This is a genomic window from Neolewinella persica DSM 23188 (assembly GCF_000373105.1).
In the GTDB taxonomy this organism is placed as follows: Bacteria; Bacteroidota; Bacteroidia; order Chitinophagales; family Saprospiraceae; genus Neolewinella; species Neolewinella persica.
Map to the genome: position 1 here is coordinate 41,259 of NZ_KB890416.1, position 12,891 is coordinate 54,149.

The window sequence follows — 12,891 nt, forward strand, 5'->3', positions numbered from 1 at the left end:
CCGGTATGGGGGATTAAAAAAGGCTAAGCTAGTGCGGGCGGTCCGCGGGGAGCAGCTCTATCCGGGTAAACACCGGCCGGCGGAAAGTGTCGGCTCCGAAACACACGTTGGCGACGGATAGCGGGGTTTAACGCACGGGGTGCTAAAACGATGGTCGGGAGATCGGCCGGAGGCAACAAGGCTATTACCTCAAGGTCCAGCGTGGCATGGTTATCGGAAGAGAAGTGCTCCAGATGGTCTTCGCCGAGATCGGTGTTGGTAAAGAAATTCTGAAGCAGACCTAGTAAGTCACCATTCGTTCCGGGAATAATCTCGGCCGACACTTCTCCGGAGCTATCGCTATGTCCGCTGTGAACGTGGGGCACCAGTGAATGCAGGCTGAGTAAGAGCCCGGCCAGGAGTAAAAGCGCACGATGGAAACTAGTGGTCTTCATGTAGTCGCAAGGTACGTGACCTGAACTACTTTACACTGTGATGTAGGTCGCATACCGAAAATTTGGAAGGAGTCTTGATAGTGGGGCAGGAACGACTTCTTTTTTGTCTAACTTAAGCAGTGTAGTACGGAAGCATCAACCAAAGACCCTGTGATGTTTATGGTTTAGAAAGCGTTGTGCTAGATCGGCCTGTGGATGCCCAAATTGGCTAAAATCAATAATACCATTAACGACGTTACCGTTCCGGTAACGATGAGAGTTATAATCGTTCTTTTTTTGCTGGTCTGCTGCCTTATGAAGTCCGTTTTGGCCCAAGGTGATTTGGTGGTCCTCCCTGAAAGAGGGCTCTTTGCCGGATATTCGAACGCGATCAAACTAGTGAAACTGCCCGATACCTGCCCACAACCTGAACTGGTGGGGATATTTCAAAATGATTGGTGGTTATACCAAAACGCGGGCGGACCAAGACCTGTATTGCTTGAGCTAAAGCATGAATACGGGGCTTGGCATGTCCGACCGGAAATGGGTGTCGTGAATTTAGTGGCTCGCTTGGGGAGCCGTTATGATACTCTGGGGCTTGATGTAAACCCTTTGCCAGCGACCATCTTTCTGGGGAATTATAGCGGACAGGATCCTAGTATTAATCGAAGGGTAGTAAAAGAGCAAAGGGGACTAATCGCGGAGGTACTGAATCTGAATATTAACCTCCGGTGCTCCATAAAAGCGTATGAACTGACCATTGCCTGTGAATACGGTAAGCAAAGCTATCAAGTCGCCGGCAGTAGGTTCAGTGAAGAGATTGTTGAAGCGATACAGCTGATTCAACCCGGAGACTTGATTATTTTCCGGCAGATACGTTATCAATGCCCCGGAGCGGACGTTGTTCAATATGCACCGAATATGGTTTTTGAGGTCAAATGATATCGTTGATGTTTTTGGGAGGAAGGGGTGGAACCTGAAGAGTATTCCAATTCTTGCTTATTACAACCTTCCTTGCACCTGCGCCCGCGCCACCTAATACCGCCGCCCCTTAACCTTAAACGTCCGCACCATATTAAACCCAAGGTGGATGTCCCCGTCGAGCCAGTTTCCGCTGGTCTCACCAATAAACTGCTTTTCAATCATGGCAGTACTGTTGGTGAGGTGGAGCTGGAATACGTGGCTTCCGGTATTAATATCGACACCAAAGGATAGCGGATTGGTGGCTCCGGTAAGTACTTCCCCGCTGATGTTGTAGAAGTATTCTCCGGTGATGGCGAAGTTCTTTGACACCTTGTACCGGAAGGCCGCGCCAACTGAAATCAAATCGTTGGACTGGTTATTGGTCGTCACCAGATTATAGTGGACGTAGGAGGGCATCAACTGAGCCGATAGCCAGTCCGAAAACTTACGGGCGAGGTAAAACTGAGAAGTGAAAGCCATTCGGTTTTGCCAGGCCAGCGGCCGCGCCTGGTCAGTAACCTGAGCGGAGTTGTAAGCCGTACTACTGAAGAACGTCAGGGAGAAAGGCATGAAGCCTTGCCCCGCTAACCGTTGTCGCAACAGTCGCAGTTTCAGGAAACCGTCGAACTCCTTACCCAGGGAACTTCGGCCTGCGCCGACGCTGATCCAATCACGAATACCGTAATCAAAACCGATACGGATGTTGGCTTGGTCGAGACCGAACAACTCGTTGAAGCCTTCATTGAAACGCCCGAAACGATGGTTAATGATCATTTCCATCTCCCCCTGGCGGAGCATCTCAACGGAGTGGCCGTTGATGACGCGGGTACCACGGAAGGTCGCAGTCGTATATTTTTCCGCTTGGGCCTGGAGGTCGGCAGTGGTGAGCAGCAACAGGGTGGCTAGAAGGAGCAGCGAGCGTGTGATCATAATTGAGATAGAACTTAATTGTAGTAGTGATAATTCTTAGTGTGAAGCCGAGACGTCATAGTTGAGTTAGGCCTGTTTATACGTTGGCCACTTGGGATGATTTGCGTTCGCGAAGCGAACGCGGCTATTTTCTTAGCCGCCAGTAGGGGAAATCCCTTGCGGTCGCCCCACTGAGTAATTCCAGTAGGGACATCCTTCACGGTTGTCCCTTGCAGTCGCGCCTCTGGTCATATAATATCACTTCATGTAACCGCACGGGGCAAATTTTTCAATACCCCTTAGTTATTTAGCGCACCGGCTTCAATCCAGACGGTCAGTTTTTGAAGGTCACAGGCAGGAATAGTGCCTCCGCTTGGCGGCATGGCGAAATATCCAGCTTCGTGTTTAGCAGCGCCGAGCAAAGACCCATCATTGGCGTAGGGGCTGACGCGGTCGTAGCCTTCCAGGTTAACATTGCCGTCGGTGCGCCCATCGCGGTGGCAGCGGTTACAATAAGCGGTGAGAATGGGGACGATATCGGCGGTGAATTCGGCGGTCATTACTGCACAGTCCGCGCTGCCTTGATCGACGTACTGAAAAAGGTCTTCTTCATTATCGTAATAGCAGGCGGTGAGCAGTAAGCCGGATAGGAGAGATAGCACTAGTTGGCGGATCATAGATTTAGTTGTTGGGGGCGCCGGCGGCGATCCAGTTTTCTATCTGAGCAATACGGCAACTACTGACGAAGCTGCCCAGTGGTGGCATGGGGGCGAAGGATATTTCGCGTTTCATGGCGCCGATCAGTGAACCATTGTTGACGGAGGCGAGTATCTCGGCGTGAGAAGAAAGGTTTACCCCGCCGTCTTCCCGGTTATTCCCGTGGCAGCCGACGCAATAGTCTTTAAGAATGGGGAAAATGTCTTCGCTAAAGGACGTTTGTGTCGGGTCACAGGGTATGCCACAATCGGTATTCTCTGCTCCCTGGTTGATCCAGTCGCGGATGAGGTCAGTTTGTTCACTGGTAAGTGGTGCCGCAGGCCTCTCAGGCATAAAGTCCTCGTCGTTGGGGTCCTCGGTAATGGACTTGTAGAGATCACTGCGTCCTGCGTCACCGGGGCGGACTTCCCGACGGATACTTTCGTAGTCGACCAGAATAACTCCTTCCCGGTGGGAGGCCCGGTCGTGGCATGCGCTGTAACCACAGGCGGAGACCATGATGGGAAGAATTTCAAATTGAAAGGAAACAACGCCTTCCGGGCAGGGATTGGTCTCGGCGGGATCCTCCACGGGAGGGTCTTCTATTATGCCTCCGGCAGGAATGATGGGATCGGTGGTGCAGGCCGCGATGAAAAGTAAAAGGAGTAAGGCCGCGGCGGCAAAATGATGTACGTGAAATTTCATGTTGGTTTAGAATTAGTGGGCCATTAGTTCAATGTATGCGCGGAGGTCTTCGACCTGTTGCTTGCTCATTCGTTCAGCTGGGTAATGGGGCATATAAGGTCGGTGGCCGGGGATGGCGTAGGTACCGTAGGCGACGATCTGGTAAAGCGAGAAGTGGGAATCTTTAATAATCATTTTGCGGAGGTGGCGAAAACTGAGCTTATCGTTGCCGAGCGGATAATGAGACACGCCTCCGGCTTTGTGGCAGTGCAGGCAGCTTAATTCGTAGAGGTCTTTACCTCGCCTGGGATCACCGGTTAGGCCGGGATAGCCTTCCCGCTTACTGGGGGGCGCATCGTAAAAATGAGCAGGGGAAGTTTGGCCGTAAAAGCCGCGTAGCCAGGTGCGCAGAGCTGCTTGTTTTTCGGGTTGGCTGCTTTCGGTATTGATCCGTTCCAGTTCTTCATCCGTCAGGCCGAGATCCCCCAGGGTGAATTGGAGTGTCCAGTAGTAAGCCAGCACAGCCTCGATTTCCCAGTCTTCCATTTCCCTTCCCTGCGAGCACTCCACGGCGCAGAGCTGGATGGATTCACGCAGGCTTTCGTGGGCGACTTTGATTTTTTCGTCGCCGTATTTCTTTACGTAATCATCGTTGTACCACGACTCGCGGTTGACGATTCCCTTGAAGGTGGTTCCCTGGAGAAAGGGTAGTCCCTTTTGTTTCACATAGGGCAGCCGTGCCTCGGGGTCGCTGAAGCGCAGGTCCGGATCTTCCTGTTCTATGTTGTGGCAGGAGGTGCAGGAATAATACTTGCTCACGAAATTGGTGCGCCGTCCATCAGCGTTGGTAGTACGACCAGTAAGGACGATTTCCTCGCCTTTTTTCGCCAGTGCGGGGTCGGCCTGGATATAGTGCTTAGCGGGGGGCTGGCCGAGGTTGTGGAGTACTTCGGCAACGGGCGTCGCTGCGGTGACGGTGAACACCCCCCTGGTTAAAGACAGGGAGAGGATGGCACAAAGGACGAGTAAGCAGAGGAGTGTATTCTTCAAGGTAGAGGGTGGCATACTTGTGGACATGCCGTTATTCTCCCTTTACGGAACCTTGTTTAAAATGGTTGCCTGACGTTTTTTTTGGCGGGGCCGCAGGTGCAAAGACGGCGTCCCTAAGCGCAGGCAACCATTTTTGTCGTATCTCCGTACTGGTTCAAAAGACGCTACGTGCCCACCTCCCCGGCGGAAGAAAGATTGGATCTGATCATCAACGGTTGCCGCGCAGGCGACCGTAAGGCCCGCGAAACGCTGTACCGGCACTTTTTCAGCTACGGTATGAGCATCGCTTTGCGCTACGGCCGTGACCGACAAGAAGCGGAGGACATCATGCAGGAAGGCTTCCTTAAAGTCTTTGTCGGTATCGATAAGTATGACCGAGGGCTTCCGTTCAAAAAGTGGCTGCGGCGGGTATTGGTCAATGCAGCCATCGATTATTTGCGGCGCTACAAGCGCCGGCCCGAAGAATTAAGTGACGAGTTGCCAACCACCACCGCCACCGGCAACGACGGATGGGACCAACTACAATATGAAGATGTGCTCAAGGGCGTCCGAACATTAAGTCCGGCCTACCGCCTGGTGTTTAACCTATATGCCATCGAAGGCTTCAAACACCGGGAGATCGCTGATCAACTGTCGATCAGTGAGGGTACTTCGAAATCCAACTACGCCAAGGCGCGGTTGCAATTACAAACCTATCTCCGGCAGCAAGGCGGAGACAAAAGCAAGTGGTATGAGTGAAGACTACTCTTTTGAAGATAAAATGAAGTCCCTTTTGGAGGACGAACGGGAGCACCCGTATGATCCGGACCAGTGGCGCCGGCTGGATCGCCGTTTGAAAGAAAATGACCGGCCACCAGTAGTCTGGTGGCAACGGTGGCTGCCCTATGGCTTTATGCTCCTGGTCGGGCTGTTGGGGTGGCAGCTTTGGCAGCAGCAAGGGTTGCAACGGACGGTTGTAAAACTGTCTGAACAGTTAATCGCCATGGAGCAAAAGACCCAAAACTCTGAGGTGACTCAAAATCAAGCCGTAGTAGTGTATGACACCATTTACCGAAATACGGTGATAGAAACAACCACCGAAAGACGCCCGTCCGAAAAGGTCAGGGAAGTGTTCTCTCCCCGTTATGGGCTGCGGACGGAAATACTTAAGGCCAGCTATCCGTCATTTTTTACCGCTGAAAATGAAGGCGGACAGGCGGCCACGTTCGGAGCAACGGATTTTGCGCTAACGGCCCAACGGGGGTTTCAGCAATACCGGACGCTCAACTACCGATATTTAGTTGATGGCGCACAACAACTAAAACGGGAAGCCAGCGGGCCCTACTACATTACAGACTTACTGACCGCTAACGCTGTTCAACAACTTCCCCTTAAAGGCCCTGCTTTTCCAACCTTCCCTACACCTGCGGCCTCGCCTCATAAGCTGCCCCCTGTTCCTCTTTGGCAACGCATAAAACCAAAAAGCTACGCTGTTTCCATTGGTACGGGGCGTTTCAAATCCTGGGCCTATTCCGGAAATGACGACGGTGATTTATTTGGGGATCTTAACGTTGAGGCCTTCCTCAAAAGCCGGCTGAGCCTGGAAGTGGGGGCCGCTTACCTCGAGCGCTCTTTTGAACGCATCGAACCTGAAAATCTGCCGGATGACCTACCCGTGGCAGCACCACTTGACGGCGACGATGAATTGGAGAGCATCAGCGGGAAGCTACAGCAACTACAATTTCCCATTGGGCTGCGTTACTATGCCTGGGAGTCTGGTCGTTTTCAGTTCCACGTTGGTGGAGGCCTGGTCCCCTTGATGGGCTTGTCCTCCTCAATTCTCTACGAATATGAGAACGATGAAGACGAATATTACACGGTGCCAGCACTTGGTGTTTTGCCCGCCGGACTTCGCCTGGGAGGCGTCTATGGCCGCGTAGGATTACAAGCAGGCCTGGGTAAACATTGGCAGGTTGGTGTTAGTGCCACGGCCATGCAAACTTTTGGGACTTATACCTACGCCTATCAGCGGCCTTCCTGGGGGCGTTGGCGGGTTGGCGTGGGGTATCGGCTCAATTGATATACCCAAACCTTAAAGGTTTGGGATGCAGTTGACTTGAAAGCAGCAGCGATTGCAGGCGCTCAGCGCCACGGGATTTCCCAAACAACTTCGTGACGAGTATAGCCTGCCGATCCATCGGGCAACTGAATGGAAGGCGCTTGCTGAATATATGGAGGGAGTATCGTTCCACCATTATTCCCATAGCTTCCGCCCCTCCAGCCGCTCCTGGCCAAACTCCGTCCAGTAGTGATGATTGCGCAAAAAGGCATCGTTGCTGTTTCGCCATTCCTCGTCCGTCATGTCAATGCCCAACAACAGCTTCCACTCCTCCCGCAGGAGTTCCTGGTAGTGGTCATAAGTAGGAAAAGAGAGGTGGTAAAGGTCAGCGTCACAAATCACCATTTCCAGTAGGTCGGTCGGCTGCTGTGGCATCGTTGTTGCCCGGATGCAACGCACAACCTCTGCGGTCCTGGCTTCGGGATATGCCTGCCCCCGCAGCCATTCCTGCGCCAGCATGATACTTCGGTCTTCATGACCGGCGTAGGTATACACATGCCCCGTATCGTGAAACCATGCGGCCAGCATCAGGATTTCCATATCCTCTGCCCCCAATTTTTCTTCGCGACCGATGTCGACCACTCCTTGCACCACGTTGATGGTGTGGTGAACGTTATGAAATACGCGATTGGCGGGAAGTTGTTCCCGCAACAGACGGACCACATAATTGCCCGCCCGATAAACGATACTTTCCCGATGCTTTTTCATGATCCTTTTATTTATAAGGGCCAGTCCTGAATGACCGGCCGGAATGAACACCTTAATATTGTTTGCAGCAGCTTAATTAAACCCATGAACGGCTTAATCCTGATCGTCTTCCCCGTCCGGTTCAACGCGTTTCAGCAACTTACCTTCAGCGGAGAAGATAACGTTGAATTTCTTATCGTTCTTATTTGCCAATTCCGTTTCGTAGGCGATGCGACCATCGGGGTAGGTAATGCGTGCAGCTTCCTCGATCTCGTGGCCGGAGAACTGTGTTGCGATGGTGGTAAGTATGGCGGAAGGCAGGGCATTTTTCTTGATCTCCAACTCCGTTTTCAGCAGCTCGCCGGTGGCCGAGTAGTTGGCGCTGGCTTCCTCGCCGTCCATCTTGAATTCGGCCTCGAAGGTGCCGTCGCCTTCGGCTTCCCAGGCTACTTTGGTGTTGGGGTGCGCAGCGGCAAAGGCTTGCTGTGCGGCGGTGGGAACCTGGTCCGGGTTCAGGGTTTCTTTGGCGCCATCGCAAGAGAGAAATACGCTGAGGGCAAGTAGTGAAAAAAGTAATGGTTTCATGGTTGGTTTGTTTTCTCAAAGGTCTGGACGGATTCTGGAGATAAATTGGAGGGCGCGGCCGCAGGCACAAAGTAAGTTGATGAAGCAGGGTTGGGAAGCCGGCGTATCCTAATTTCCTCCAAAATTCCCCCATACCTTCGCGCCAAATTAGCCCCGAATGAAAACCGCTTTACCCGTTTTAATCTTTGTACTCTGCAGCTTTTGCCTGACCGCCCAGGTCACCATCTCCGGCCAGATACTTGAAGCCGACGGTACAACGCCCATTCCTTACGCCACCGTTTCTGCCCTGGCTCCGGACAGCAGCCTGTTGGGCGGAAGCCTGACGCTGGACGACGGCTCCTTTGTCCTCAACCTTGCATCCCGCGGCCGCGCCCAAATCACGGTCTCCTATATTGGCTATGCTCCTCAGACCAAGGAACTCTTCATCGGGGCCAACAACGACACTTACAGCATTGGCAAAATCCTCCTGAGCCCCGATGCTCAGACCCTGGAGCAGGTGACCGTGACCGGCGACCGCGCCACTGTTAGTGGTACCCTCGACAAGAAAACCTTCGACCTCTCCGACCAGCAAGCCCAGGGCGGCGGCTCCGTCCTCGATGCCATGAAGGCCCTGCCCGGCGTCACCGTCACTCAAGACGGTAGCCTCGAACTGCGCGGCTCCGACCGCGTCGCAGTCCTCATCGACGGCAAGCAATCGGCCATGACTGGTTTCGGCAACCAGCGCAGCCTTGGCAGCATCCCGGCGGGCAACATTGAGCGGATTGAGATCATCAATAATCCATCAGCTAAATACGACGCGTCCGGCCAGGCGGGCATCATTAACATCATTTACAAAAAGGAAAAGGCCGCAGGTTTCAACGGTGAAGTTGGGGTCAGTTATGCCCTCGGCGAGATCACTACCCGCAGAGAAGACCTGCCCACGGAACTCGGTCGCTACCGTCTCAACTCCCACCTTCAGCCCAATCTGGGGCTGAATTACCGCAGCGACAAAATTCGCGGCTGGTTCCAGGGCTCCGTCCTGGCACAGGAGAAACTGCCCAACAACGAATTCACTACCCGGAACTACGCCGATGGCCGCCGAACCATCAGCCAGGTGCCGGAGAACCGCCGGCAGATCCACTACGTCGCCAGGGGTGGGGTAGACTTCCTGTTGGATGAAAATAATACCCTGAGCCTGTCCGGCATCTACGACTACGAGCACCACATCGATACCGCCCAGATTCCCTTCATCGACCTGAACACCAACCAGCGCTACCGCTACTGGAACTGGAAAGAAGACGAAAGCACCAGCCTGATCAACGGTCGCGCGGACTTCCGCCACAATTTCGGTGCCCCCGGCCACGAGCTGGAGCTCTCCGCCCAACTCAGCCAGGGTAAGGAAGACGAACAGTACTTCCTCAACGACAGCACCAGCTTCCGTCAGGCCCAGGATACCTCCCACCTCATCGCCATCGAGAACATCTCCGCCTTCAACATCGATTACGTTCGTCCGCTGGCGGGTGGCCGCATCGAAGCTGGGGGCCAGTTGCGTTTTCGACGCCTGCCCGTGACCTACGAGATCGGACAGGGGGTACGCAGCATCATCTACCCCGGCCTGGGGGATGAGTCTCGCTGGACCGAAGACCTCTACGCCGGTTACCTCAACTACGTCTACGAAAGCGCCGGCTTCGAAGCCGAAGCGGGTCTGCGCGCCGAACAAACGGCGGTGACCTATACCCTCGACCCCGAGAACATATACTACGACGACAACGACGCTTATGACTATTTCCGGCTATACCCCAACGTCCGGTTAACCTATAAGATCAATGAAGCCAATAAGCTTTCCCTCTTCTTCAACCGCCGCGTCGATCGGCCAGGGGAGCAGGAACTACGCGCCTTCGCCAAATATGACGATCCGGAATTACTGAAGGTTGGCAACCCTTACCTGCGGCCCCAGTTCACCCAGACCATCGAAGCAGCCTACCGCCGGATTTGGGAAACCGGTTCGGCCTTTGCGGCCGTGTACACCCGCCAGAGTGACGATGCTTTTCAGCGTATTTTTAACATTGACAGCAGCAACCCGGACTACGATATCATCAACCGGATTTACCAGAACACCGGACGCGCCACCAACCGGGGTGTCGAGCTGCTCTGGAGCCAGGAAGTGAAGGCGATCTGGAAGTTCAGCCTGGGGGCGAATTTCTACCGCATCGGTATTGAGGAGTATTCGGGCACGCTCTTGTTCCCAACGGTCCGCCCGTTCACGTTGGCGGCTTCCACGGGTAACAGTTTTGACCTTAAATTCAACAATCAGTTCACCCTGCCGAAGAATTGGAAAGTACAGCTGACGGGCATCTACCTGGCCCCACGTAACATCCCCCAGGGCCGCGAACTTGCTCGTTCTTCGGTGGACTTTGCCGTGAGCCGGCCCGTCTTCGCAGGCAAAGGAGAAATGGTCCTGGCGGCAACGGACTTGTTCAATGGTTTCGGCCTTCGGCAGGAGATTGACGGGGAGGGATTTACGGCGGAGTACCGGAATTTTTATGAGAGCCAGGTGCTGCGGTTGGGGGTAACTTATAAATGGTAAAATTGCTTGCGGCCGTAGGTCATTCAGAATTTTAGCTGCTCCGGCACGCGTTTTACACCTCCGAGAAACTTTTCAAACTGGGCTAACGCCCGTTTGAAAAGATGCCTCGGAGGAGAAAACGCTAGATTGTGGGTAAACGGCTAGTCGTTAGTGGTAATCTAGGTTTGGGTTCTCCTCGGAGGCATAATTTGGTTGACGAAGCGCAGCGAAGTCAATCAAATTTTCCTCCGAGGTGTAACCTAACCGGACGCGGCTGAAATTCTGAAGGGTCTACATCGGCCGGGATCGGAGGCGTGAATAGCAAATAGCACAAATTGAGGCTTTTCGGCACAGACGCACGCGGGGCCCTCAGCCCTTTCACTGCTACGCAGTCTCGGGGCACGGGAGGCCACGGGGCCTTGATGGGCGAAGGACCCAGTAGCGTCGGCCAGGTCCTGAAGCGAAGCAAATGGGCTTGGTTGACCTGCGGGCGTCCGGACCTTTGGATCAAGTCTAGGGGGCGTAACTGATAGGCCGTACAAATTGTTATTCACACAGACTAGAGGAACGACCTGGCTATATCCTACCGCTTAATGACCTTCAAAACTTCCCGCCGACCAGTAGCCTCGTTAACGCAACGCGCAACGTACATACCCGGTGCAAGGGCGGAAATATTGGCTGGGAATTCATCGGCAGAAGCCTTAAAGGAACCAACCACCTGACCCAGCTGATTTACCAGGGTCACCCGCGTCCCCGGAAGAACACCCGAAAAGGTCAACTGATCACCCGCCGGATTAGGGTAGGCTTTTATTGCTGCGGTACTGATCGTGCTGACGCTGGAAACAACGGAGGCAACTTCGTAAACCACCACCACCGGCGGCCGGGCGTACGTCCCCTGTTCCGTATCCCCTTTCTGGATCGTCAGGTAGAGGTTGCCGGAGGCGGGGTCAAAACTGCCGCCGCCGATACCCTGATAAACGTCATTAAACGGTGTGTCGAAAATGCCGTAATCATAAGGCCGCACGGCGTGCGGTTCCACCACGCCGTTTTTAACGTCCACCAAATCCTGCACGTCCCACAACCAGTAATATTGATAGTTGTCGGCGGCTTCGGGCGTGCAGTAGCCGCCGCAAAGGTTGCCATTGTCCTGAGTACATTTGTAGCAAACGCCGCTGTTGTGACCACCACTTTGGCCCATCGTCAGATAGGTTCGGGTGCCGGGGACAATGAAGCCGTAGGTGACTTGAGACAGGTGCGTCCATAGGTCGTTACGCAGGGAATCGTTCGCGAGGTCAGGGTGGAGACGATCGCTCAGGGAGAAATCGAGCAATTTTGTGGTGGGTACTTCATCGGTTGCGGACAGCAGGGCAGACCGTTCGAAGGCGAAGGCGGAAGGGCCTACGCTAAGGCGGGAGATAATAGGCCGGCCGGAGGACTGGCCGGTAAGGTGGTCGCCGCCGAGCGCTTCCCGAAGGTCATCTGGTATTGGAGAGAGCCAGCCGGACGTGTGGCCCGCACCACCCTCAAATTTCAGGTAACCCCGGGTGTCTGAGTTCTCCAGCCCTTTGGCGTCCTCGATAATGAGAGTGCTGACGGTATTATCTCCTGGCGCATCGTAATATTCATAGGCATTTACCACTAGTTTAGCCGTTTCGCCATCCGCTACGTACAGCATCCCGCCGATCCGGTCTATGCCTTCCGGATTTCCGTCGGGGGTCTCCTCCAAGAAGCTGACGAAGTTCTGCAAGGGTGGTGGCGCAAACGTCAGGTCGGCCAGAGATTCGCTGAGGGTGATTTCGGGAATGGCAAACTCAGCGATGGCTTGCTGGTGCGCGTGTCCGACCATAAAAAGGGAGTGCCGGTCCGGGTTATAGGCAATTGGTCCTTCGGAGTAGTTGATATCGGAATTGCCGTAGGTGTCGGCGGGGATTCGGAAAGCACCCTTGTAGGTGAGGTTCTCCATTTGAAACAGGGGGAGGCTGCTGACGTCCTGAGCTCTCACCGACATGGCAATTGCCGGGAGGAGGAGTGCAAAAAGTAATTGGGTTGCACGCATTGTCTTTGGGTATGTGGGGCAATTCGAAGGTAATATACGGTAGACAGGCGCGTGATCACGGAGCGCTGCGCTAAGTTAGTTGCTTACCCCCGCCGAAGCTCAAACCGGCATCATCAGTCAGGTCATCTCTCCGCGCGGTGCCTAAAGTATTGGATGTCAGCATAGTGGCCCGGAAAAGGAGGGTGGCCCCGGCTACTTTGCGAAG

12 protein-coding genes are annotated in these 12,891 nt (G+C 54.1%); 4 read left to right on the forward strand and 8 right to left on the reverse strand.

The genetic code is table 11. The annotated features are described in order from the left end of the window. Positions 1 to 23 precede the first annotated feature (23 nt). Positions 24 to 434, reverse strand: a complete 411-nt coding sequence (locus tag B036_RS0103830; protein ID WP_020567365.1) for a hypothetical protein — start codon at positions 432 to 434, stop codon at positions 24 to 26. Positions 435 to 629: 195 nt separating this feature from the next. Here B036_RS0103830 and B036_RS0103835 point away from each other — a divergent pair, with 195 nt between their 5' ends. Further along, a complete protein-coding gene (locus B036_RS0103835; RefSeq protein WP_020567366.1) occupies positions 630 to 1,355 on the forward strand; it encodes a GldM family protein in 726 nt (241 codons plus the stop codon). A 93-nt stretch (positions 1,356 to 1,448) separates the two neighbouring features. On the opposite strand, the gene B036_RS0103840 is transcribed toward B036_RS0103835, so the two are convergent. The 4 genes from B036_RS0103840 to B036_RS0103855 form a co-directional block, all read right to left on the reverse strand. After that, positions 1,449 to 2,306, reverse strand: coding sequence for a DUF5777 family beta-barrel protein (locus tag B036_RS0103840; protein ID WP_020567367.1), 858 nt, complete (start codon positions 2,304 to 2,306; stop codon positions 1,449 to 1,451). A 278-nt stretch (positions 2,307 to 2,584) separates the two neighbouring features. Beyond that, positions 2,585 to 2,962: a hypothetical protein gene (locus tag B036_RS0103845; protein ID WP_020567368.1), complete on the reverse strand. Its 378-nt coding sequence runs from the start codon at positions 2,960 to 2,962 to the stop codon at positions 2,585 to 2,587. A 4-nt stretch (positions 2,963 to 2,966) separates the two neighbouring features. Continuing rightward, complete coding sequence (locus tag B036_RS0103850) at positions 2,967 to 3,686, reverse strand: c-type cytochrome (RefSeq protein WP_020567369.1); 720 nt, start codon at positions 3,684 to 3,686, stop codon at positions 2,967 to 2,969. A 12-nt stretch (positions 3,687 to 3,698) separates the two neighbouring features. After that, complete coding sequence (locus tag B036_RS0103855) at positions 3,699 to 4,730, reverse strand: c-type cytochrome (RefSeq protein ID WP_157472027.1); 1,032 nt, start codon at positions 4,728 to 4,730, stop codon at positions 3,699 to 3,701. 153 nt (positions 4,731 to 4,883) lie between these two features. Here B036_RS0103855 and B036_RS0103860 point away from each other — a divergent pair, with 153 nt between their 5' ends. Then, positions 4,884 to 5,453, forward strand: a complete 570-nt coding sequence (locus B036_RS0103860; RefSeq protein WP_020567371.1) for an RNA polymerase sigma factor — start codon at positions 4,884 to 4,886, stop codon at positions 5,451 to 5,453. Further along, on the forward strand, positions 5,446 to 6,774 hold the full coding sequence (locus B036_RS0103865) for a hypothetical protein (RefSeq protein WP_020567372.1): 1,329 nt from the start codon (positions 5,446 to 5,448) through the stop codon (positions 6,772 to 6,774). The genes B036_RS0103860 and B036_RS0103865 overlap by 8 nt, the downstream gene beginning before the upstream one ends. A gap of 174 nt (positions 6,775 to 6,948) precedes the next feature. On the opposite strand, the gene B036_RS27950 is transcribed toward B036_RS0103865, so the two are convergent. Both B036_RS27950 and B036_RS0103875 read right to left on the reverse strand, forming a co-directional pair. Beyond that, entirely contained in the window at positions 6,949 to 7,521 is a 573-nt protein-coding gene (locus B036_RS27950; RefSeq protein WP_052333910.1) for an HD domain-containing protein, read from the reverse strand. Between the two features lie 93 nt (positions 7,522 to 7,614). Then, positions 7,615 to 8,085 (reverse strand): PepSY-like domain-containing protein, encoded by a 471-nt coding sequence (locus B036_RS0103875; protein WP_020567374.1) that lies wholly within the window; start codon positions 8,083 to 8,085, stop codon positions 7,615 to 7,617. 157 nt (positions 8,086 to 8,242) lie between these two features. Here B036_RS0103875 and B036_RS0103885 point away from each other — a divergent pair, with 157 nt between their 5' ends. Further along, on the forward strand, positions 8,243 to 10,651 hold the full coding sequence (locus B036_RS0103885; protein ID WP_020567375.1) for an outer membrane beta-barrel protein: 2,409 nt from the start codon (positions 8,243 to 8,245) through the stop codon (positions 10,649 to 10,651). Positions 10,652 to 11,213: 562 nt separating this feature from the next. Here B036_RS0103885 and B036_RS27955 read toward each other — a convergent pair. Continuing rightward, on the reverse strand, positions 11,214 to 12,686 hold the full coding sequence (locus B036_RS27955; protein WP_020567376.1) for a T9SS type A sorting domain-containing protein: 1,473 nt from the start codon (positions 12,684 to 12,686) through the stop codon (positions 11,214 to 11,216). Between the last annotated feature and the right edge of the window lie 205 nt (positions 12,687 to 12,891).

Bases quoted from the DNA above. Each gene is read 5' to 3' on its own strand.
- B036_RS0103830 (WP_020567365.1), bottom strand. From the start codon at position 434: ATGAAGACCACTAGTTTCCATCGTGCGCTTTTACTCCTGGCCGGGCTC.
- B036_RS0103835 (WP_020567366.1), top strand. From the start codon at position 630: ATGCCCAAATTGGCTAAAATCAATAATACCATTAACGACGTTACCGTT.
- B036_RS0103840 (WP_020567367.1), bottom strand. From the start codon at position 2,306: ATGATCACACGCTCGCTGCTCCTTCTAGCCACCCTGTTGCTGCTCACC.
- B036_RS0103845 (WP_020567368.1), bottom strand. From the start codon at position 2,962: ATGATCCGCCAACTAGTGCTATCTCTCCTATCCGGCTTACTGCTCACC.
- B036_RS0103850 (WP_020567369.1), bottom strand. From the start codon at position 3,686: ATGAAATTTCACGTACATCATTTTGCCGCCGCGGCCTTACTCCTTTTA.
- B036_RS0103855 (WP_157472027.1), bottom strand. From the start codon at position 4,730: ATGCCACCCTCTACCTTGAAGAATACACTCCTCTGCTTACTCGTCCTT.
- B036_RS0103865 (WP_020567372.1), top strand. From the start codon at position 5,446: ATGAGTGAAGACTACTCTTTTGAAGATAAAATGAAGTCCCTTTTGGAG.
- B036_RS27950 (WP_052333910.1), bottom strand. From the start codon at position 7,521: ATGAAAAAGCATCGGGAAAGTATCGTTTATCGGGCGGGCAATTATGTG.
- B036_RS0103875 (WP_020567374.1), bottom strand. From the start codon at position 8,085: ATGAAACCATTACTTTTTTCACTACTTGCCCTCAGCGTATTTCTCTCT.
- B036_RS0103885 (WP_020567375.1), top strand. From the start codon at position 8,243: ATGAAAACCGCTTTACCCGTTTTAATCTTTGTACTCTGCAGCTTTTGC.
- B036_RS27955 (WP_020567376.1), bottom strand. From the start codon at position 12,686: ATGCGTGCAACCCAATTACTTTTTGCACTCCTCCTCCCGGCAATTGCC.